Annotated in this window: 21 protein-coding genes; 5 read left to right on the top strand and 16 right to left on the bottom strand. The window is 59.0% G+C overall.

From position 1 onward, the window contains the following. Positions 1 to 117 precede the first annotated feature (117 nt). Positions 118 to 1083, bottom strand: a complete 966-nt coding sequence (locus tag UB23_RS13195; RefSeq protein ID WP_045060004.1) for a GlxA family transcriptional regulator — start codon at positions 1081 to 1083, stop codon at positions 118 to 120. 281 nt (positions 1084 to 1364) lie between these two features. Between UB23_RS13195 and UB23_RS13190 the strand changes: the two genes are divergently transcribed. After that, the gene (locus UB23_RS13190; RefSeq protein WP_045059759.1) at positions 1365 to 2006 is read left to right on the top strand and encodes an HD domain-containing protein; all 642 of its coding nucleotides are present in this window, start codon (positions 1365 to 1367) and stop codon (positions 2004 to 2006) included. Next, complete coding sequence (locus UB23_RS29770) at positions 1994 to 2140, top strand: hypothetical protein (protein ID WP_160298063.1); 147 nt, start codon at positions 1994 to 1996, stop codon at positions 2138 to 2140. The genes UB23_RS13190 and UB23_RS29770 overlap by 13 nt, the downstream gene beginning before the upstream one ends. Positions 2141 to 2189: 49 nt before the next feature. Here UB23_RS29770 and UB23_RS13185 read toward each other — a convergent pair whose 3' ends face one another. The 8 genes from UB23_RS13185 to UB23_RS29915 all read right to left on the bottom strand — a co-directional run bounded on the left by UB23_RS13185 (position 2190) and on the right by UB23_RS29915 (position 10931). Further along, positions 2190 to 3080 carry an ABC transporter permease subunit gene (locus tag UB23_RS13185; RefSeq protein WP_045059758.1) on the bottom strand — a complete coding sequence of 297 codons (891 nt, stop codon included), beginning with the start codon at positions 3078 to 3080 and terminating at the stop codon, positions 2190 to 2192. Next, positions 3077 to 3958 (bottom strand): ABC transporter permease subunit, encoded by an 882-nt coding sequence (locus UB23_RS13180; protein WP_177328557.1) that lies wholly within the window; start codon positions 3956 to 3958, stop codon positions 3077 to 3079. The genes UB23_RS13185 and UB23_RS13180 overlap by 4 nt, the downstream gene beginning before the upstream one ends. A 35-nt stretch (positions 3959 to 3993) precedes the next feature. Beyond that, positions 3994 to 5136: an ABC transporter ATP-binding protein gene (locus UB23_RS13175; protein WP_045059756.1), complete on the bottom strand. Its 1143-nt coding sequence runs from the start codon at positions 5134 to 5136 to the stop codon at positions 3994 to 3996. A 67-nt stretch (positions 5137 to 5203) separates the two neighbouring features. After that, complete coding sequence (locus tag UB23_RS13170) at positions 5204 to 6301, bottom strand: polyamine ABC transporter substrate-binding protein (protein WP_045059755.1); 1098 nt, start codon at positions 6299 to 6301, stop codon at positions 5204 to 5206. A 240-nt stretch (positions 6302 to 6541) separates the two neighbouring features. Continuing rightward, positions 6542 to 7639, bottom strand: coding sequence for a polyamine ABC transporter substrate-binding protein (locus UB23_RS13165; protein ID WP_045059754.1), 1098 nt, complete (start codon positions 7637 to 7639; stop codon positions 6542 to 6544). 182 nt (positions 7640 to 7821) lie between these two features. Next, positions 7822 to 9186 carry an aspartate aminotransferase family protein gene (locus UB23_RS13160; protein ID WP_045059753.1) on the bottom strand — a complete coding sequence of 455 codons (1365 nt, stop codon included), beginning with the start codon at positions 9184 to 9186 and terminating at the stop codon, positions 7822 to 7824. A gap of 58 nt (positions 9187 to 9244) precedes the next feature. Continuing rightward, positions 9245 to 10603 carry a glutamine synthetase family protein gene (locus UB23_RS13155; RefSeq protein WP_045059752.1) on the bottom strand — a complete coding sequence of 453 codons (1359 nt, stop codon included), beginning with the start codon at positions 10601 to 10603 and terminating at the stop codon, positions 9245 to 9247. Between the two features lie 37 nt (positions 10604 to 10640). Further along, positions 10641 to 10931 (bottom strand): hypothetical protein, encoded by a 291-nt coding sequence (locus tag UB23_RS29915; protein ID WP_082069181.1) that lies wholly within the window; start codon positions 10929 to 10931, stop codon positions 10641 to 10643. Between the two features lie 278 nt (positions 10932 to 11209). Here UB23_RS29915 and UB23_RS13150 point away from each other — a divergent pair, with 278 nt between their 5' ends. The 3 genes from UB23_RS13150 to UB23_RS13140 all read left to right on the top strand — a co-directional run bounded on the left by UB23_RS13150 (position 11210) and on the right by UB23_RS13140 (position 14268). Then, positions 11210 to 12586, top strand: coding sequence for a glutamine synthetase family protein (locus tag UB23_RS13150; RefSeq protein ID WP_045059751.1), 1377 nt, complete (start codon positions 11210 to 11212; stop codon positions 12584 to 12586). Positions 12587 to 12775: 189 nt separating this feature from the next. Then, positions 12776 to 13534 (top strand): carbonic anhydrase, encoded by a 759-nt coding sequence (locus UB23_RS13145; RefSeq protein WP_236695858.1) that lies wholly within the window; start codon positions 12776 to 12778, stop codon positions 13532 to 13534. A gap of 95 nt (positions 13535 to 13629) precedes the next feature. Beyond that, on the top strand, positions 13630 to 14268 hold the full coding sequence (locus UB23_RS13140; RefSeq protein ID WP_045059750.1) for a TetR/AcrR family transcriptional regulator: 639 nt from the start codon (positions 13630 to 13632) through the stop codon (positions 14266 to 14268). 201 nt (positions 14269 to 14469) lie between these two features. On the opposite strand, the gene UB23_RS13135 is transcribed toward UB23_RS13140, so the two are convergent. The 7 genes from UB23_RS13135 to UB23_RS13105 form a co-directional block, all read right to left on the bottom strand. Beyond that, complete coding sequence (locus UB23_RS13135) at positions 14470 to 14685, bottom strand: TOBE domain-containing protein (protein WP_003229256.1); 216 nt, start codon at positions 14683 to 14685, stop codon at positions 14470 to 14472. A gap of 30 nt (positions 14686 to 14715) precedes the next feature. Further along, positions 14716 to 15522 (bottom strand): aliphatic sulfonates ABC transporter ATP-binding protein, encoded by an 807-nt coding sequence (ssuB, locus tag UB23_RS13130; protein WP_045059749.1) that lies wholly within the window; start codon positions 15520 to 15522, stop codon positions 14716 to 14718. Continuing rightward, positions 15519 to 16301, bottom strand: coding sequence for an aliphatic sulfonate ABC transporter permease SsuC (gene ssuC, locus UB23_RS13125; protein WP_045059748.1), 783 nt, complete (start codon positions 16299 to 16301; stop codon positions 15519 to 15521). The genes ssuB and ssuC overlap by 4 nt, the downstream gene beginning before the upstream one ends. 8 nt (positions 16302 to 16309) lie before the next feature. Further along, a complete protein-coding gene (gene ssuD, locus UB23_RS13120; protein WP_045059747.1) occupies positions 16310 to 17458 on the bottom strand; it encodes an FMNH2-dependent alkanesulfonate monooxygenase in 1149 nt (382 codons plus the stop codon). Between the two features lie 25 nt (positions 17459 to 17483). Then, positions 17484 to 18449, bottom strand: coding sequence for a sulfonate ABC transporter substrate-binding protein (locus UB23_RS13115; RefSeq protein ID WP_045059746.1), 966 nt, complete (start codon positions 18447 to 18449; stop codon positions 17484 to 17486). A gap of 102 nt (positions 18450 to 18551) precedes the next feature. Continuing rightward, on the bottom strand, positions 18552 to 19145 hold the full coding sequence (gene ssuE, locus UB23_RS13110) for an NADPH-dependent FMN reductase (RefSeq protein WP_045059745.1): 594 nt from the start codon (positions 19143 to 19145) through the stop codon (positions 18552 to 18554). Positions 19146 to 19428: 283 nt separating this feature from the next. Beyond that, positions 19429 to 20067, bottom strand: a complete 639-nt coding sequence (locus UB23_RS13105; RefSeq protein ID WP_045059744.1) for a peroxiredoxin — start codon at positions 20065 to 20067, stop codon at positions 19429 to 19431. Between the last annotated feature and the right edge of the window lie 40 nt (positions 20068 to 20107).

Genomic DNA, 20107 nt, shown 5'->3' with positions numbered 1-20107 from the left:
CGGGCAAGCCCGCTCCCACAGGATCTGCGCCGTACACATGATTTGTGATCGGCGCGACCATTGTGGGAGCGGGCTTGCCCGCGATGGGGCCCGCATGGACAACCCCAGACCTGCGCCTCACACCACCACCGCAAAATTCAGCCTGAACTGCTGGGGCGTCACCCCCAGCCGCCGGTTGAACACACTGCGCATGTGCTGTGCATCGCGAAAACCACACTGATACGCCACTGTCTTCAGTGGTGCACGGGTGCTCTCCAGCAACACCCGCGCCGCATCCACCCTAGCCCTTTCGACGAACTCCGCCGGGGTGATCTTCGCTTCCCGGGCGAACACCCGGGAAAAATTACGGGCGCTCATGTTGGCGGCGTTGGCCAGGTCGGCGATGGTCAGGTCCCCGGTGAGGTTGGCCAGCACATGGAGCTGCACCAGCGCCACCGCCGAGGTCGGTTCGGCATGGGGCGTGAGGAATGGACTGAACTGCGACTGCCCGCCCGAGCGCTGGGTGAACACCACCAGGCGCTTCGCCACGCTCAAGGCGACTTCCGGGCCGTGATCCTGGGCCAGCAGGAACAGCGACAGATCAATCCCTGCAGTCACCCCCGCCGAGGTGTATAGCGCGCCATCCTGCACGTACAGCCGGTCGGCTTCGACACGCGTACCAGGACATAAAGCGGCCAGCGCCGCCGCATCGCCCCAGTGGGTGGTCACCGTTTTGCCTTCCAGCAACCCGGCTCGGGCAAGCATGAATGCGCCATTGCAGATCGAGCCGAACCGTTGCGCCCGAGCGCTGGCGTCGCGCAGCCAGGCATCAAAAGTTGCGCCGAAATTCATGTACGGCAACTGCGGGCCGCCGGCCACCAGAAGCAGGTCATAGTCATCCAGCGCTTCGCAGTAATGCCGATGGGCATTGACTGCCAAACCGTTGGAACAGGCCATCACCCCATGCTCGACACCAATCACTTCCAGGCGATAGTGGTCGGCCGGTGCCAGGAAACGATTGGCCTCGGAAAACACATCCATGGGCCCGGTGACGTCCAGGGACTGAACGCCGGCAAAGACCACAATGGCAACGGTTTTACTCATGACAGACTTGCCCCCATTCAATGCCCCCAGCAGGAGTGAGCTTGCTCGCAATGGACTTAATGGCGCCATTTCGTCCAGGCAGTCCTCTTCATCGTTCAGCTCCATCGCGAGCAAGCTCGCGCCTACAGGAACTTAGCCAATCGCGGCGAAACAAGCGAGGCTGGCGCGATATGCACGTTCATTGGCAAGGATCGCAGCCATGGCTCGATTGTCCGCTGTGTGGTGCAGGAACAGACTTGTTCCATCAGCGCCACCAAGGCGTTCCCACGAGGAAAGCACCCATGAGCAGCCACATCGCCGGCATCCAGATCCCCGACAGCGCCCTGGCCAGGGCCACCACCGAATACATTCGCGACGTCGAGTCAGACCTGCTTTATCACCATTCTCGCCGGGTGTTCCTGTTCGGCGCGCTTAGCGGCGAACGCCAGCAGTTGGCCTACGACCCCGAACTGCTTTACGTCGGCGCGATGTTTCATGACCTGGGCCTGGTGGAAGGCCACCGCTCTGCCGATGAGCGTTTCGAGGTCGACAGTGCGAACGCCGCCAAAGCCTTCCTCAAGCCCTATGGCTTAAGCGACGACGACATCGAACAGGTGTGGTTATCGATTGCCTTGCACACCACGCCGGGAGTGCCGCAACACCTTCGCCCCAACGTGGCCCTGGTAACAGCAGGGGTCGAGATGGATGTGCTGGGCATCGATTACGCGACGTTTTCCACCGTGCAGCGCGAGGCGGTGGTGCATGCGCATCCACGGGGTGAAGGGTTCAAGGAGTGCATCCTGTGTGCCTTTGCCAACGGCTTCAAGGACAAGCCAGGCACCACCTTCGGCACGGTGAATGCGGATGTGCTGGTGGACAGTGAGCCAGGTTTCAAGCCGATGAACTTTGTCGAGATCATCCGCAAGTCCCCGTGGATTTCCTGACCGCTGAAAAACCTGTGGAAGACTTCATGCTGCTGGGCTGCGGCACCTGGACTCCGCACCCGGCGAACAGCCCTTGCGGGCGTGAGCCTGCTCGCGATTGCGGACTGACATTCAACATCTTCGTTGAACGTTAAACCCTCATCGCGAGCAGGCTCGCTCCCACAGGTGTTCGAGCCTACAGACTCAAACGGCTTGCGGTGCCTGCGCACGACGCACGTCCGGTTGCTTCCATGAGTCGGCAGCGCTTTCCTCAATGGCCTGCTGGATCGCTTTCTTGCGCGACTCTTCCGCACGCCGGCTGAAGAACCACACCAGGAAGGTCACCAGCGACACCGCCAGCAGAATCAAACTGGCCACGGCGTTGATCTCAGGCTTCACGCCCAGGCGCACGGCCGAGAACACTTCCATCGGCAAGGTCGTAGACCCCGGCCCGGAAACGAAACTCGCCAACACCAGGTCATCCAGCGACAACGCGAAGGACATCATGCCCCCCGCTGCCAGCGATGGCGCGATCATCGGGATGGTGATCAGGAAGAACACCTTCCACGGCCGTGCGCCAAGGTCCATGGCGGCCTCTTCGATGGACAGGTCCAGCTCACGCAAACGCGCCGACACTCCCACCGCCACATACGCGGCACAGAACGTCGTGTGAGCGATCCAGATGGTGACGATGCCACGCTCCTGGGGCCAGCCGATCATCTGCGCCATTGCCACGAACAGCAGCAACAACGACAGACCGGTAATCACCTCGGGCATCACCAGCGGCGCGGTGACCAGGCCACCGAACAACGTGCGCCCCTTGAAGTGGGTGATCCGGGTCAACACGAAGGCCGCCAGTGTACCCAGCGCTACCGCCGCAACCGCCGTGTAGCAGGCGATCTCCAGCGAGCGCAGCACCGAGCCCATCAGTTGGGTGTTGTCCATCAGGCCGACGTACCACTTGATCGACCAGCCACCCCATACCGTCACCAGTTTGGAGGCGTTGAACGAGTAGATCACCAGGATCAGCATCGGCGCATAGATGAACAGCAGTCCTACTACCAGCATGAAACTCGAGAAACGGAAGCGCTTCATTCCTTGCCCTCCATCTCTTTGGCCTGGCTACGGTTGAACAGGATGATCGGCACGACCAGGATCGCCAGCATCACCACCGCCAGGGCAGACGCCACCGGCCAGTCACGGTTGTTGAAGAATTCCTGCCACAGCACTTTACCGATCATCAGGGTTTCCGGACCGCCGAGCAGTTCCGGGATCACGAACTCACCCACGACCGGAATGAACACCAGCATGCAGCCAGCGACGATGCCGTTCTTGGACAATGGAATGGTGATTTTCCAGAAGCTGTTGAACGTGCTCGAGCCCAGGTCGGAGGCCGCCTCCAGCAGGCTGTTGTCATGCTTCACCAAGTTGGCGTAAAGCGGCAGGATCATGAACGGCAGGTAGGAATAAACCACGCCGATATACACCGCCAGGTTGGTGTTGAGGATTTGCAGCGGTTCGTTGATCCAGCCCATGGTCATCAGGAAGCCGTTGAGCAGGCCGTTGTTGCTGAGGATGCCCATCCACGCATACACGCGGATCAGGATCGCGGTCCAGGTCGGCATCATGATCAGCAGCACCAGCACCGTCTGCATCTCTTTGCGGGCACTGGCGATGGCGTAGGCCATCGGATAGCCGATCAGCAGGCAGAGGACCGTGCTGATCAGCGCCATCTTCAACGAGCCAAGATACGCGGCGATGTACAGCTCGTCGTCGCCCAGCATCGCGTAGTTGCCCAGGTTCAACAGCACCTGGAGCTTCTGGTCGATGAAGCTGTAGATCTCGGTGTAAGGCGGAATGGCCACGTCGGCTTCGGCGAAGCTGATCTTCAATACGATGAAGAACGGCAACATGAAGAACAGGAACAGCCAGATGAACGGAACCCCGATGACCAGTTGGCGGCCACCGGGAATTATTCGATTGAGGCGGCGTTTGAATTTGCGCATGTTCATGAGCGGAGTACCACGCCGCTATCGTCTTCCCACCACACATAGACCTGGTCGCCCCAGGTCGGACGCTGGCCACGACGTTCGGCGTTGGCCACGAATGACTGCACCAGCTTGCCGCTTGGCAGCTCGACGTAGAACACCGAATGGCCGCCCAGGTAGGCGATGTCGTGGACCTTGCCGCTGGACCAGTTGTATTCGCACGTCGGCATGTCGGCGGTAACCAGCAGTTTTTCCGGACGGATCGCGTAGGTGACCGACTTGTCCTGCACCGAGGTGCTGATGCCGTGGCCCACGTAGATTTTGCGGTCCAGGTCCTTGCAGGTAATGATCGCGTGGCCTTCGGCGTCGTCGATGACTTCGCCTTCGAAGATGTTCACGTTACCGATGAATTCACAGACCAGGCGGCTGGTCGGGGTTTCGTAGATGTCGATCGGGCTGCCGATCTGGGCGATCCAGCCCAGGTGCATGATCGCGATGCGCTCGGCCATGGTCATGGCCTCTTCCTGGTCGTGGGTCACCATGACGCAGGTTACACCGACTCGTTCGATGATCTCGACCAGTTCCAGCTGCATCTGCGAGCGCAGTTTCTTGTCCAGTGCGCCCATTGGCTCATCGAGCAACAACAGCTTTGGCCGCTTGGCCAGGGAGCGCGCCAGTGCCACACGCTGGCGCTGGCCGCCAGACAGTTGATGCGGCTTGCGCTTGGCGTACTGGCTCATCTGCACCAGCTTGAGCATTTCGGCTACGCGGGCGTCGACTTCAGCCGCGGGAATCTTGTCCTGCTTGAGGCCGAAGGCAATGTTCTGCGCCACGGTCATGTGCGGGAACAAGGCGTAGGACTGGAACATCATGTTGATCGGCCGCTCGTACGGCGGCATATCGGTAATGTCCACACCGTCGAGGAAAATGCGCCCCTCCGTAGGCCGTTCGAAACCCGCAAGCATGCGCAGCAACGTGGACTTGCCCGATCCCGAACCGCCGAGCAGGGCGAAAATCTCGCCTTTCTTGATTTCCAGGGACACATCGTCCACGGCAATCGTCTCGTCGAACTTCTTCGTGACCCGGTCGATTTTGACCAGCACCTGTTTAGGTGTCTGGTCGCCCTCGAGGGCTTTCTTGTAGGCGCCGGAGGCAACTGCCATTTACGAAACTCCCAAAAAAACAGAGTGCAGTTCGCTCAAGGTGAGCCAACCTTGGATAGTTTTGAAGCTATTTACCCGACTTGACCTTGGTCCAGCTGCGGGTCATCAAACGTTGAATATTGGGTGGCAGCTCGATGGACACGTAGGTCTTGTCGAGGACTGCCTGCGGTGGATAAACCGCTTCGTCGGTGCGAATGGACTGCTCCATCAGTTTGTCCGACCCAGGGTTAGGGTTGGCGTAGCCGACGTAATCACTGACCTGGGCGATGACCTCAGGTTTCAGCAAATAGTTAATGAAGGCGTGGGCTTCCTTGACGTTGCTCGAGTCCTTTGGAATCGCCAGCATGTCAAACCACAGCGCGCCACCTTCCTTGGGAATCGAGTAGGCGATGTTCACGCCCTTCTTCGCTTCTTCAGCGCGGTTTTTCGCCTGGAACATGTCGCCGGAGAAACCGATAGCCACGCAGATGTCGCCGTTGGCCAGGTCCGAGATGTACTTGGAGGAGTGGAAGTAAGTCACGTAAGGCCGCACCGCCAGCAACTTGGCCTCAGCCTTTTTGTAGTCCTGCGGGTTGGTACTGTTGGCATCCAGGCCCATGTAGTTGAGCACTGTCGGCATCATTTCGTCAGCCGAATCGAGGAAGGCGACACCACAGCTGTGAAGCTTCTTGATGTTCTCCGGCTCGAACAGCACGGCCCAGGAATCGATCTTGTCGACACCCAGTACCGCCTTGACCTTATCGACGTTGTAACCGATGCCGTTAGTGCCCCACAGGTACGGCACGGCATAGAGGTTGCCCGGATCGTTCTGCTCCAGGCGCTTGAGCAGCACCGGGTCGAGGTTCGAATAGTTGGGCAGCTTCGACTTGTCGAGTTTCTGGAATGCGCCCGCCTTGATCTGCTTGCCCAGGAAGTGGTTGGACGGCACGACGACGTCGTAACCGGTGCGCCCGGCCAGCAACTTGCCTTCCAGGGTTTCGTTGGAGTCAAAGACGTCATACACCGGCTTGATGCCGGTCTCTTTCTGGAAGTCTTCCAGGGTGGTCTGACCGATGTAGTCTGACCAGTTATAAATATGCACCGTACCGGCGGCCTGGGCACCGACAGCAACTGTCAGTCCGGCAGCCATCAACAGGGCATTGCGAAACAAAGAAGAAATAGGCAAGTGGAGGTCCTCTGAAATTAGTTGGGCCCAAGTTGCCCCGCGCTGCATGACAGCCCTCGACTGCCCGACAACAAACCGGCGCGCAACTTACCCTCGAAAAACCGTTCCAGCAAAACTTTTATGCATATAGCCCTGTAGGAGCGAGCTCGCTCGCGATGGTCGCCAACGATAACTCGGGATGCCTGGCACCCAACGGGGCTCCAGCGTTCTTCGCGAGCGAGCTCGCTCCTGCAGGTTTATTTATTTACCCGATTTGATCTTGGTCCAGCTGCGGGTCAGGATTCGCTGGGTAGCGGCCGGCAAGTCGGCAATCGCGTACAGCTTGGCCAGAACGTCGGCTGGTGGATAAACGCCCGGGTCGCTGGTGATGTCTTTATCAACCAGCGGTGTTGCCGCAGCGTTACCGTTCGGGAAGCGCACGGCGTTGGTAATCTCTGCCATGATTTCCGGCTTCATCAGGAAGGTCATGAACTTGTAGGCGCCTTCGACGTTTTCGGCATCTTTCGGGATGGCGACCATGTCGTAGAAGCTGCCAGCACCTTCTTTCGGAATGTTGTAGCTGACCTTCACCTTGTCACCGGCTTCAGCCGCACGGGACTTGGCCTGGTAGATGTCGCCCGAGTAACCGATGGCCACACAGATGTTGCCGTTGGCGAGGTCGGAGATGTACTTGGACGAATGGAAGTAGCCGATCGAAGGACGGACTTTCAGGAACAGTGCTTCAGCTTCAGCCAGTTGTTTCTTGTCCTGGCTGTCGGTCGGATAGCCCAGGTAGTGCAGCGCCACCGGAATCATCTCGGTTGGCGAATCGAGGACACTGATGCCGCATGATTTCAGCTTGGCAGCATTTTCAGGCTTGAAGATCAGGTCCCAGGAATTGGTTGGTGCATCGGCGCCCAGTGCTGCCTTGACCTTTTCGTCGTTGAAGCCGATACCGATCGAACCCCACATGTACGGGAATGCATGTTCGTTACCCGGATCGCTCACCGATACTGCTTTGAGCAGGTCGGTATTGAGGTTTTTCCACAACGGCAGTTTGGACTTGTCGAGTTTCTGGTAAACGCCAGCCTTGATCTGCTTGGCCAGGAAGTTGTTCGACGGCACGACGATGTCGTAGCCGGACTTGCCTGCCAGCAACTTCGCCTCCAGCGTTTCGTTGCTGTCGAATACGTCGTAGACCACCTTGATGCCCGACTCGGCTTCGAACTTCTTGACGGTGTCCGGTGCGATGTAATCAGACCAGTTGTAGACGTGCAGAACCTTATCGTCCGCCTGAACTGCGCCTGCCATCATGCCCATCAGGGACATGGCCAGGAGGGTCTTGCCAGCTATCTTCATACCTAATGCCTTCATGGGTAATGCTCCAATTTTTCTTTTTAACCACGTGCTCAGCGGCCTTTGCCGGGCATCTGAAACAACCGGTAGTCTGGCAAGATCCGAGGCTGCCTTTCAAGGAAAGACCCATCCTTTGTTTGCCCTGAGCGAAATGCAAACCTTGCACCCCGCTCAGAGCCTAGCACTTAGGCTTGCAGCGCACTCAGTGTCAGGTCCAGGCACTTGCGAGCCTTGGTCACCAGCTCATCGATTTCCGCCTTGGTGATCACCAGTGGCGGAGCAATGATCATGGTGTCGCCGACGGCGCGCATGATCAGGCCGTTATCGAAGCAGAAGGTGCGGCAAATCATGCCGACGCCTTTACCTTCGTAACGCTTGCGAGTGGCCTTGTCCTGGACCAGTTCGATCGCCCCCAACAGCCCTACCCCACGTACTTCCCCCACCAGTGGGTGATCGTTCAGTTCCCGCAGGCGACTTTGCAAATACGGTGCCGTTTCTGCGTGGACGTGCTCGATGATTTTTTCATCACGTATGATGCGGATGTTTTCCAGCGCCACCGCAGCCGCCACCGGGTGACCGGAATAGGTGAAACCGTGGTTGAAATCGCCGCCTTCGTTGAGCACTGCCACCACTTCGTCGCGCACGATCAGGCCGCCCATTGGGATGTAGCCGGAGGTGAGTCCTTTGGCGATGGTCATCATGTCGGGCTTGAGGTCGTAGAAATCGGAACCAAACCACTCGCCGGTGCGACCGAAACCGCAGATCACTTCGTCCGCCACGAACAGGATGTCGTACTTGGCGAGGATTTCCTTGATGCGCGGCCAGTAGGTCTCAGGCGGAATGATCACGCCACCGGCACCCTGGATCGGCTCGGCAATAAAGGCACCGACGTTATCAACGCCGATTTCCAGAATTTTTTCTTCCAGCTGGTTGGCAGCCCACACGCCAAACTCTTCAGGCGTCATGTCGCCGCCTTCGGCGAACCAGTACGGCTGTGCAATGTGAACGATGCCTGGAATCGGCAGGTCGCCCTGTTCGTGCATATAAGTCATGCCACCCAGGCTCGCGCCGGCCACAGTGGAACCGTGATAGCCGTTCTTGCGGCTGATGATGACTTTCTTGTTCGGCTGGCCCTTGATCGCCCAGTAGTGGCGCACCATCCGCAGCATGGTGTCATTGCCTTCGGAACCGGAGCCGGTGAAGAACACGTGGTTCATGCCTTCCGGCGCGATATCGGCAATGGCCTTGGCCAGTTCCAGTACGGGAGGGTGAGCAGTCTGGAAGAACAGGTTGTAGTACGGCAGCTCGCGCATCTGCTTGCTGGCTGCGTCAGCCAGTTCGTCGCGACCGTAACCGATGGCCACACACCACAGGCCGGCCATGCCGTCGAGGATCTTGTTGCCTTCGCTGTCCCACAGGTAGACACCCTTGGCGCTGGTGATGATGCGCGGGCCTTTTTCCTTCAACTGCTTGAAGTCACTGAACGGTGCCAGGTGATGGTCGTTGCTCAGTGCTTGCCACTCACGGGTTTGCGGATTGTTACTAGTCATGCGAATTCTCCTAAGTTTGCAGTGAGGGCGCGGTTATTTCCTACCGCGCCGCAGCGCATCAGACGGCAAAGAGCAGGAATTCCCGCTCCCATGAACTGATCACGCGCTTGAAGTTTTCATGCTCGGCCCGCTTGACCGCGACGTAGCCAGTGATGAATTTCTTGCCCAGGTACTTCTCGACGGTCGCGCTGTTTTCCATGCGCTCCAACGCGTCCTCGATGGTCAGTGGCAGGCGCAGGTTGCGGCGTTCATAACCACGTCCCACCACCGGCGCACTTGGGTTCAAGCCTTCGACCATGCCGATGTAGCCGCAGAGCAGGCTCGCGGCGATCGCCAGGTAAGGGTTGGCATCGGCACCCGGCAGGCGGTTTTCCACTCGACGGTTCTGTGGCCCGGCATCCGGCACCCGCAGGCCCACCGTGCGGTTTTCTTCGCCCCACTCCACGTTTACCGGCGCCGAGGTATCCGGCAGGAAGCGGCGGAACGAGTTGACGTTCGGTGCGAACAGCGGCAGCAGCTCGGGGATCAGCTTCTGCAGCCCGCCGATGTGGTGCAGGAACAGCTGGCTCATGGTCCCGTCTTCATTAGAGAAGACATTCTTGCCGGTCTCGATGTCGATAATGCTCTGGTGCAAGTGCATCGCGCTGCCCGGCTCACCGGTCATGGGCTTGGCCATAAAGGTGGCAGCCACATCATGCTTGAGGGCCGCTTCGCGCATGGTGCGCTTGAAGATCAGGATCTGGTCGGCCAGGGACAGGGCATCGCCGTGACGGAAGTTGATTTCCATCTGCGCCGTACCGTCTTCGTGGATCAGCGTGTCGAGGTCCAGCTCCTGCAGTTCGCACCAGTCATAGACGTCTTCGAACAGCGGGTCGAACTCGTTCGCCGCTTCGATGGAAAACGACTGACGACCGATTTCCGGACGACCGGAACGGCCAATTGGCGGTTGCAACGGGTAGTCCGGGTCGTCACTGCGCTTGGTCAGGTAAAACTCCATTTCCGGCGCCACGATCGGCTGCCAGCCTTTGTCGGCATAGAGTTTCAGCACTTTCTTGAGCACGTTGCGCGGCGACAGCTCAATCGGGTTGCCTTGCTTGTCATAGGTATCGTGGATCACCTGGGCGGTGGGCTCCACGGACCACGGCACCAGGTACACCGCGTTCTGGTCGGGACGGCAGATCATGTCGATGTCGGCCGGGTCGAGCAGTTCGTAATAGATGTCGTCTTCGACATAGTCGCCAGTCACGGTCTGTAACAGAACGCTTTCGGGCAGGCGCATGCCTTTTTCCGCAATGAATTTGTTGGTCGGCGAAATCTTGCCCCGGGTGATACCGGTCAGATCGGCGATCATGCATTCGACTTCTGTGATCTTGTGGTCTTTCAACCAATCGGTGAGCTGGTCGAGGTTGTGACTCATAAATGCCTCTTAGGCTGAGTTTCCGGACTCTGATAAGTCAGGCGTTGTTTGACGCATCGGCGTCGTGTGGTACAGATTGCCCTTGCAATTGCCGGGCACATGAATGCTCGCCTCGAAAGAAGCGTGGGGCAACAGGTGTATGGGTGATGCGTGCAGAATTATCGGCAGTCTGCGCTACGAAGTACGGGCCGCTGGAGTGAAACGGTTCTATATTGGATGCAGAGCCGGTAAAGAGAATGCCATCCAGACCGTCCAGAATATCGGACGCTGCCAGCTGATCGGTCTGCCGTGAGCAGCCGGTGACGCCGATGAACGGCAGGCGAGACATGAAACACCCCGGTATTATTGCTGTTATGGGTTTGATTCGAGCTTAGCCTTGTTCATTTTTTTACACAACACCCCCGTAAAAAATACAACACGGCCCGCTCAAGCCTGCGGCTGGTAATAAGCCCGAGGGCAAAAAAATGCCCCAAAGTGCCTCAAAAAAGCCTCATGGGCGCTTTTTTAGGGCAAAAAAGGCCTCGCTTGACTTCGGCATGCCGTTCGGGTTGACTGAAACCCGAAGAGATCAATGATTGATATTTTTAACAACAAAGGTGTTGCATCATGTCGGTACCCCCGCGTGCCGTTCAGCTTAACGAAGCGAACGCGTTCCTTAAGGAACATCCTGAGGTTCTGTACGTTGACCTTCTGATTGCGGATATGAATGGTGTGGTGCGCGGCAAGCGCATCGAACGCACCAGCCTCCACAAGGTTTACGAGAAAGGCATCAACCTGCCGGCCTCCCTCTTTGCCCTGGATATCAACGGCTCGACGGTGGAAAGCACCGGCCTGGGCCTGGACATCGGCGATGCTGACCGAATCTGTTATCCAATCCCTGACACCCTGTGCAACGAGCCTTGGCAGAAGCGCCCTACTGCGCAACTGTTGATGACCATGCACGAACTCGAAGGTGAACCCTTCTTCGCCGACCCCCGGGAAGTCCTGCGTCAGGTTGTCGCCAAGTTCGACGAAATGGGTCTTACGATCTGTGCTGCGTTCGAACTGGAGTTCTACCTGATCGACCAGGAGAACGTGAACGGTCGCCCGCAACCTCCGCGCTCGCCGATTTCCGGCAAACGCCCGCACTCGACACAGGTTTACCTGATCGACGACCTCGACGAATACGTCGACTGCCTCCAGGACATTCTGGAAGGTGCGAAGGAGCAAGGCATTCCTGCCGATGCGATCGTCAAGGAAAGTGCCCCGGCGCAGTTCGAAGTGAACCTGCACCACGTGGCCGACCCTATCAAGGCGTGTGACTACGCGGTACTGCTCAAGCGCCTGATCAAGAACATTGCCTACGACCATGAGATGGACACCACCTTCATGGCCAAGCCTTACCCGGGCCAGGCAGGTAATGGGCTGCACGTCCATATCTCGATCCTTGATAAAGACGGCAAGAATATTTTTGCCAGCGAGGATCCCGAGCAGAACGCCGCACTGCGTCACGCGATCGGCGGTGTGCTCGAGACCCTACCGGCACAGATGGCTTTCCTGTGCCCGAACGTCAACTCCTACCGTCGCTTCGGCGCACAGTTCTACGTGCCCAACGCACCGTGCTGGGGTCTGGATAACCGGACTGTAGCGGTACGTGTACCGACCGGTTCCGCCGACGCGGTCCGCCTGGAGCACCGTGTTGCCGGCGCCGACGCCAACCCGTACCTGCTGATGGCTTCGGTCCTGGCTGGCGTGCACCACGGCCTGGTCAACAAGATCGAACCGGGCGCGCCCGTGGAAGGCAACTCCTACGAGCAGAACGAGCAGAGCCTGCCGAACAACCTGCGTGATGCACTGCGCGAGCTGGACGACAGCGAAGTGATGGCCAAATACATCGATCCAAAATACATCGACATTTTTGTCGCGTGTAAGGAGAGCGAGCTGGAGGAGTTCGAACACTCCATCTCCGATCTTGAGTACAACTGGTATCTGCATACTGTTTAAATTCGCATCAAATAAAAATAACGCCGCCAGCCTTACAGCTGGCGGCTTTTTTTATTCTCGCCATTCCCACTGGCAAAGAGGAATGATCCTACGCAAACGTAGGACGCGGACTGCATAGCTGAACATTGCGCAATCACACACTCAGGAACGCCGGACCATTACCGGAATTCCTACCAGAGTGGTGAAAAAATGATCATGAAAAAACAGCTATTGGCGTCGGCTCTTGCCTTGATCGTCTCCGGTGCTTGCAACACCGCCGGGGCAACGACGGGCAAACCGGTTGACTGGAGCTATACCGCTCCTATCGGCGCGGAAAACTGGGGAGGATTGAGCAGCGAATATGAAGGCTGTACGTCCGGCCAAGCGCAGTCTCCGATCGATATCCGTGATGCGGTTGAGACTGAAATTGCCCCGTTGGCGTTCACATTTCAAGCTGGCCCCGCTGCCATTCTGAACAACGGACATACCATCCAGGTATCGTCATCCGCCGCAGGCGGTATCACCTTACCCTCAGGCAAGTACGCATTCGTGCAGATGCACTTCCATACGCCCAGCGAAGAAAAAATCATGGGCCGGACTTACCCACTCAACGCGCATCTGGTTTACCGCAACACAGCAGGCGAGCTTGCTGTGGTCGCATTGCTATTTGAAGAGGGCACACACAACCCGACCCTCGAACCGATCCTGGCAGCCATGCCCGACAATGCAGGCGGCATGGAAACCCTGAAAACGCTGAACATTGCCAATCTATTACCCTCAAACCGTCGCTACTACTCCTACGCGGGATCGCTGACGACGCCACCGTGTACGGAAGGTGTGCGCTGGCATGTGCTTTCCTCAGTGCTGCAACTATCTACAACGCAGCTGCAGGCATTCAAGGCGCTGTACCCGATGAATGCACGCCCGGTTCAACCCTTGAACGGACGCAGCATACAAGTCGGAGGATAAACTGCTCTGTAATGTTATTGGGCAGCAGGCCGCCCCGTGCAGACAAGGTGCAGGGCGCCTCGTACAATGCTCGCTGCCCTTGCAGGAACACTCCGATGACGCGCACCGCCAACGTTCGCAAACCCCGCGCCCGCAGCCAGGCGCGGATCGACTCGATACTCGACGCCGCCCGCACGCTGCTGGCTGCCGAAGGCGCAGGCAGTCTGTCGATCTACAGCGTTGCCGAGCGCGCAGACATCCCGCCCTCCTCGGTCTACCATTTCTTCGCCAGTGTTCCGTCCCTGCTCGAAGCGCTGACGGCCGACGTCCACGCCGCTTTTCGCGCCTGCCTGCAAGCCCCCATCGACCACACCGCCCTCAATGGCTGGCGCGACCTGTCGCGGCTGGTGGAACAGCGCATGCTCGACATCTACGACGAGGACGCGGCCGCCCGACAGTTGATTCTCGCCCAGCATGGGTTGACCGAAGTGACACAGGCTGACCGTCAGCACGACATCGAGTTGGGGGACCTGATGTACAAGCTGTTCAATCATCACTTTGAATTGCCGAAGCTGCCGGACGATGTTGACGTGTTTGCGTTGGCGATGGAATTGGGTGATCGGGTGTACGCGCGTTCGGTGCAGCAGCATGGGCAGATCACGCCGCGCATGGCCGAGGAAGGGATGCGGGTGTTTGATGCGTATCTGGGGCTTTATCTGCCGCCTTATCTGACCAAGCGCGCTCACTCAATCTGACTACGGTGCAGGTCATGCTGGCCTCATCGCGGGCAAGCCCGCTCCCACAAGAATCTCCAGCGAACAAAGATTTTGTAAGTGACAAATCAACCTGTGGGAGCGGGCTTGCCCGCGATGGCCACACCGCTGACTCCACTGAATCACGCACACAAAAAACCCGAAGGGCTCACACCCTCCGGGGTTGTGCGCAGTGCACGCCCTTTACAACTTGGCGATCGACACCTCGGTGGATTTCACGAACGCGATCACTTCACTGCCGACCACCAGCTCAAGCTCTTTGACAGAACGAGTGGTGATGACTGAAGTGACGATACCCGAAGCGGTCTGCACGTCGATTTCCGACAGCACGTCACCCAGCACGATTTCCTTGATCGAGCCTTTGAACTGGTTACGAACGTTGATGGCCTTGATAGTCATGAGGTTGTTCCTGTCGTTGGATAAGGTGAGTTATTGCGCCCAACGCAACTGCGTGGGCAATGGTGAAACAGGTTCGGGTTCCGGCGGCTCGCCGGGCAGTGACAGCACGCGGTTGAGGACTTCGGTTTCCAGCGCCGCCAGCCGGTGAGAACCGCGAACCCGAGGGCGCGGTAGTTCCACGTGGAGGTCGAGGCCGACTTCACCCTCTTCGATCAGGATCACCCGATCGGCAATCGCGACCGCTTCACTGACGTCGTGGGTCACCAGCAACACCGTGAAGCCGTGCTTTTGCCAGAGGCGTTCGATCAGTTGCTGCATTTCAATCCGGGTCAGGGCATCGAGAGCGCCCAAGGGCTCGTCCAGCAACAGCAAGCGCGGTTGGTGGATCAGCGCGCGGGCCAGTGCCACGCGCTGCTTCTGCCCACCGGACAGCGCCGCAGGCCACTCATTGGCGCGGTCGGCCAGGCCAACCGACTCCAACGCGTCCAGTGCTTGTGGCCGCCAGTTGCCCTTGAGCCCGAGGCCGACGTTGTCGATAACTTTTTTCCACGGCAGCAGACGCGCTTCCTGGAACATCAAGCGGGTGTCTTCCAGCGCAGCGCTCAAAGGCGCCGAACCCGCCAGCAGATCACCACCAGTGGGTTTGTCGAGGCCGGCGAGCAAGCGCAACAAGGTACTTTTACCGCACCCGCTGCGCCCGACCACGGCCACGAACTGCCCGGCCGGAATGTGCAGGTCGATCTCGCGCAGCACTTGCCGCGTACCAAAGGTCTTTTGCAGCTTGCGCACTGCCAGTGGAATTCCGCGCAGCAAGCGTGGAGGTTGTTGAGCCGTCATGCGGCACCTCCCTTGGCAGCCTGATAGGCCGGATGCCAGCGCAGCCATACTCGTTCAAGTCCGCGCGCAGCGAGGTCGGCCAGTTTGCCGAGCACCGCGTACAACAGGATCGCCAGCACCACCACGTCGGTCTGCAGGAATTCCCGGGCATTCATTGCCAGGTAACCGATGCCAGAACTGGCAGAAATGGTTTCCGCAACGATCAGCGTCAGCCACATGAAGCCCAACGCGAAGCGCACACCGACCAGGATCGAAGGCAGTGCGCCCGGCAGGATCACCTGGCGGAACAGGCTGAAACCGGACAAACCGTAACTGCGCGCCATCTCCACCAGCGCCGGATCGACGTTGCGAATGCCGTGATAGGTGTTGAGGTAGATCGGGAACAATGTGCCCAGGGCCACCAGGAAAATCTTCGCCGACTCATCGATGCCAAACCACAGGATGACCAGAGGGATCAGCGCCAGGTGCGGTACGTTGCGCACCATCTGCACCGAACTGTCGAGCAGGCGCTCGCCCCATTTCGACAGGCCGGTGATGAAACCCAGCACCAGGCCGATGCTGCCACCGATGGTGAAGCCCAAGGCAGCACGCCAGCCGCTAATTGCCAGATGGGTCCAGATTTCACCGCTGCGCACCAGGCTCACGCCGGCTTCAATGACGGCTATCGGCGCCGGCAGAATCCGTGTCGACAACCAGCCCGCCGATACCGACAACTGCCACACCGCCAGCAACAGCACCGGCAACGCCCAGGGCGCCAGGTTGTGGATAACTTTCTTCATGACACGCCTCAGCTCTGCGACGCGGCTTTGGGAAGGATATCGTTGGCGACCATCTCGCCGAACGGGCTGACGTAGTTGGCACCCTGGGGCAGCTGCGCACGCTCGATATCCAGGTGCGGGAACAACAGCTCCGCAACACGATAGGACTCTTCCAGGTGTGGATAGCCGGAGAAGATGAACGTATCGATGCCCAGGTCCGCGTATTCCTTCACACGGGCGGCCACTGTCGGACCGTCACCCACCAGTGCCGTGCCGGCACCACCACGCACCAGGCCGACACCGGCCCAGAGGTTGGGGCTGACTTCCAGGTTGTCGCGACTGCCACCGTGCAGCGCGGCCATGCGTTGCTGGCCAACCGAATCGAAGCGCGACAGCGACGCCTGGGCGCGGGCGATGGTTTCATCATCCACGTGGGAGATCAGCCGGTCCGCCGCTTGCCAGGCTTCAGCATTGGTTTCCCGAACGATCACGTGCAAGCGAATCCCGAACCGCACGGTACGCCCCAACTTGGCGGCCTTGGCCCGTACCTGTTCGATCTTCTCGGCAACAGCGGCCGGCGGCTCACCCCAAGTCAGAACCATCTCGACCTGCTCCGCGGCAAGGTCCTGCGCCGCTTCCGACGAGCCACCGAAGTACAGCGGTGGACGCGGTTGCTGGATCGGTGGGTAGAGCAGCTTGGCGCCCTTCACGCTGATGTGCTGACCGTCGTAGTCAACGGTTTCACCTTCCAGCACCCGACGCCAGATGCGAGTGAATTCCACCGAAGCCTGATAGCGTTCTTCGTGGCTCAGGAACAGACCATCGCCGGCCAACTCTTCCGGATCCCCGCCGGTCACCAGGTTGAACAGCGCCCGCCCCCCTGACAACCGATCCAGCGTCGCCGCCTGGCGCGCGGCCACCGTCGGGGAAATAATCCCGGGGCGCAGGGCGACCAGAAACTTCAGGCGCTGGGTTACCGGGATCAACGACGCGGCCACCAGCCACGAGTCTTCGCAGGAGCGCCCGGTGGGGATCAGCACCCCGCCAAAGCCCAGGCGGTCGGCTGCTTGCGCGACCTGTTGCAGGTAACCGTGGTCGACGGCGCGAGCGCCTTCGGCGGTGCCAAGGTAATGGCCGTCGCCGTGGGTAGGCAGGAACCAGAAGATGTTGAGGCTCATGGAGTGGTCTCCTTAGGAAGTCGAATTACGGTGCTTTGGCAACGGCCGCCGGTGGCGTCCAGATCACGTCCTTGATGCTCAGCGGCTTCGGAATCAGCTTGAGCTGGTAGAAGCTGTCGGCGATTTTCTGTTGCGCGGCCACCACTTCCGGGGTCAGGAATAGCGCGCCGTAGCCCTGGCGTTTCACCGACGTCAGGGTGATGTCTGCCGGCAGGCCAAGCAGTGGCGAAACCTGTTGGGTCACGTCTTCAGGGTTGGCCTTGGACCATTCGCCGACTGCGCGCACTTGCTCCACCAAAGTCTTGATCACCTCGGGATTTTTCTGCGCGTAGGGTTTGGTCGCCAGGTAGAACTGATGGTTGTCGACGATGCCTTTGCCGTCACGCAGGGTGCGGGCCTGCAGTTGCTGTTCGGCCGCAGCCTGGTACGGGTCCCAGATGACCCAGGCGTCGACACTGCCACGCTCGAACGCGGCGCGGGCATCGGCTGGCGGCAGGAACACGGTCTGGATATCGCTGTATTTGAGGCCGGCGTCTTCCAGAGCCCGCACCAGCAGGTAGTGAACGTTGGAGCCTTTGTTCAGGGCGATTTTCTTGCCCTTGAGTTCCTGCACAGATTTGATCGGCGAGTCTTTGGGCACCAGGATCGCCTCGCTGTGGGGCGCTGGTGGTTCATAGGCGACATAGAGCAGATCGGCACCGGCCGCCTGGGCAAACACCGGCGGGGTTTCGCCGGTAACGCCGAAGTCGATGGAGCCGACGTTCAGGCCTTCCAGCAACTGCGGGCCACCGGGGAATTCAGTCCATTGCACGTCCACGCCTTGGGCGGCGAGGCGTTTCTCCAGAGTACCCTTGGCCTTGAGCAGCACCAGGGTGCCGTACTTCTGATAACCGATTCGAAGTGTCTCGGCCTGAGCTTGAGTAATGGCGCCGAAGGTGACAGCCGCAGCAAACAGAGCGACCAGACCACGACGCAAAATGACAGTGCGCATAGCGCTCTCCTTTTTGCAGTTGGGTTTTGGCTGCACCTGCTTGGCCGTTAGCGGCTGAGTAAGGTGGAGTGAAGCAAATTCAGGGGTGGATTGAGTGCGGGCTCAAATGCTCCAGCGAGCACTCAGCAAACGTTCATTCAACAGGTTCGGATCGATCGGTTTCGGCCGTCGCGCCATGGCGATAAGAAACAGCTCCAGCGACTCACTAAGTCGTTGTTCCAGCTCAGGCGCCAACTGCGCCTGGGCGCTGCCTTCGCCGTAAGCGATCTGACTGTCCACGGCGAAAATCCCGTGCAACATTTCCTGGGCTTTGAGCGCCGACAGCACCGGTTTGAGCGCGTAATCCACCGCCAGCATGTGCGCGATACTGCCGCCGGTAGCCATGGGTAAAACCACTTTGTGGTCCAACGCGCGCTCGGGCAGCAGGTCCAGCACGGTTTTCAGTGCACCGGAGAACGAGGCCTTGTAAACCGGCGTAGCGATCAGCAGGCCGTCAGCGTTTTCAATCTGTTGCAGCAGGTCGATCACCTTGGGGCTATCGAAGCGTGCATGCAGCAAGTCTTCGGCCGGGAAGTCCCGTACCTGGTAACTCACCACTTCCACACCTTGCTCGCGCAACCAGCGCTGAGAGTGGTCCAGCAGCACTCCGGAACGGGAGCGTTGGCTAGGACTGCCACCGATTGAGACAACCAGCATTCAGGAATTCCTTAAGCTATTTTGGCAATTCGCAGTGTGCGATCTCGCTTGGATGGAGTGACCTTAACAGCTGATTGTTATATCCATAAATCATATTTATTCATTTGGTTATTCGAATAAGAGATATGTAAAGAGTGGATGTCCAGGCAAAAAAAAAGGCCGTCGAAACGGCCTGAAATCCCCTGCTTTGTGGTGTGGGTTCAAAAAGATCGCAGCCTTCGGCAGCTCCTACAGGGCCCGCCTATCCGTGTAGGAGCTGCCGGAGGCTGCGATCTTTTTATCTTCAACGATTGGGTTGCGGCGTCAGGCGCAGGTACGGCTTCACCGCGCGATAACCTTTGGGAAAGCGCTTCTGGATTTCTTCCTCGTCCTTGAGCGATGGCACGATCACTACTTCATCACCGTCCTGCCAGTTGGCCGGGGTCGCCACCTTGTAGTTGTCGGTGAGTTGCAGCGAGTCGATTACCCGCAGGATTTCATGGAAGTTACGGCCAGTGCTCGCTGGGTAAGTGATGGTGAGCCGCACCTTCTTGTTGGGGTCGATGACGAACAGCGATCGCACGGTCAGGGTGTCGTTGGCATTGGGATGAATCAGATCATAAAGGTCCGACACCTTGCGATCGGCGTCAGCCAGAATCGGGAAATTGACCTGGGTGTCCTGGGTCTCGTTGATGTCTTCGATCCATTTGTGGTGCGAATCCACCGGGTCCACGGACAGGGCAATCGCCTTGACGCCGCGCTCGGCGAACTGGTCTCTCAGCTTGGCGGTAAAGCCCAGCTCGGTGGTGCATACCGGCGTGAAGTCTGCCGGGTGGGAGAACAGCACACCCCAGCTATCGCCCAGCCATTCATGAAACCGAATGGTGCCGGCACTGGAATCCTGTTCGAAGTCGGGGGCGATGTCGCCAAGTCTGAGGCTCATGGTGCTGCTCCTGGTGAGTGCTTGATGAGCTCAACTGTGC

The organism is Pseudomonas sp. ES3-33 (assembly GCF_000952175.1).
GTDB lineage: Bacteria > Pseudomonadota > Gammaproteobacteria > Pseudomonadales > Pseudomonadaceae > Aquipseudomonas > Aquipseudomonas gregormendelii.
This window is presented reverse-complemented; position numbering and strand designations above follow the sequence as displayed.

Coding starts and splice junctions, on each gene's coding strand:
- UB23_RS13195 (WP_045060004.1), bottom strand. CDS start 1,083: ATGAGTAAAACCGTTGCCATTGTGGTCTTTGCCGGCGTTCAGTCCCTG.
- UB23_RS13190 (WP_045059759.1), top strand. CDS start 1,365: ATGAGCAGCCACATCGCCGGCATCCAGATCCCCGACAGCGCCCTGGCC.
- UB23_RS13185 (WP_045059758.1), bottom strand. CDS start 3,080: ATGAAGCGCTTCCGTTTCTCGAGTTTCATGCTGGTAGTAGGACTGCTG.
- UB23_RS13175 (WP_045059756.1), bottom strand. CDS start 5,136: ATGGCAGTTGCCTCCGGCGCCTACAAGAAAGCCCTCGAGGGCGACCAG.
- UB23_RS13165 (WP_045059754.1), bottom strand. CDS start 7,639: ATGAAGATAGCTGGCAAGACCCTCCTGGCCATGTCCCTGATGGGCATG.
- UB23_RS13160 (WP_045059753.1), bottom strand. CDS start 9,186: ATGACTAGTAACAATCCGCAAACCCGTGAGTGGCAAGCACTGAGCAAC.
- UB23_RS13155 (WP_045059752.1), bottom strand. CDS start 10,603: ATGAGTCACAACCTCGACCAGCTCACCGATTGGTTGAAAGACCACAAG.
- UB23_RS29915 (WP_082069181.1), bottom strand. CDS start 10,931: ATGTCTCGCCTGCCGTTCATCGGCGTCACCGGCTGCTCACGGCAGACC.
- UB23_RS13150 (WP_045059751.1), top strand. CDS start 11,210: ATGTCGGTACCCCCGCGTGCCGTTCAGCTTAACGAAGCGAACGCGTTC.
- UB23_RS13145 (WP_236695858.1), top strand. CDS start 12,776: ATGATCATGAAAAAACAGCTATTGGCGTCGGCTCTTGCCTTGATCGTC.
- UB23_RS13140 (WP_045059750.1), top strand. CDS start 13,630: ATGACGCGCACCGCCAACGTTCGCAAACCCCGCGCCCGCAGCCAGGCG.
- UB23_RS13135 (WP_003229256.1), bottom strand. CDS start 14,685: ATGACTATCAAGGCCATCAACGTTCGTAACCAGTTCAAAGGCTCGATC.
- ssuB (WP_045059749.1), bottom strand. CDS start 15,522: ATGACGGCTCAACAACCTCCACGCTTGCTGCGCGGAATTCCACTGGCA.
- ssuC (WP_045059748.1), bottom strand. CDS start 16,301: ATGAAGAAAGTTATCCACAACCTGGCGCCCTGGGCGTTGCCGGTGCTG.
- ssuD (WP_045059747.1), bottom strand. CDS start 17,458: ATGAGCCTCAACATCTTCTGGTTCCTGCCTACCCACGGCGACGGCCAT.
- UB23_RS13115 (WP_045059746.1), bottom strand. CDS start 18,449: ATGCGCACTGTCATTTTGCGTCGTGGTCTGGTCGCTCTGTTTGCTGCG.
- ssuE (WP_045059745.1), bottom strand. CDS start 19,145: ATGCTGGTTGTCTCAATCGGTGGCAGTCCTAGCCAACGCTCCCGTTCC.
- UB23_RS13105 (WP_045059744.1), bottom strand. CDS start 20,067: ATGAGCCTCAGACTTGGCGACATCGCCCCCGACTTCGAACAGGATTCC.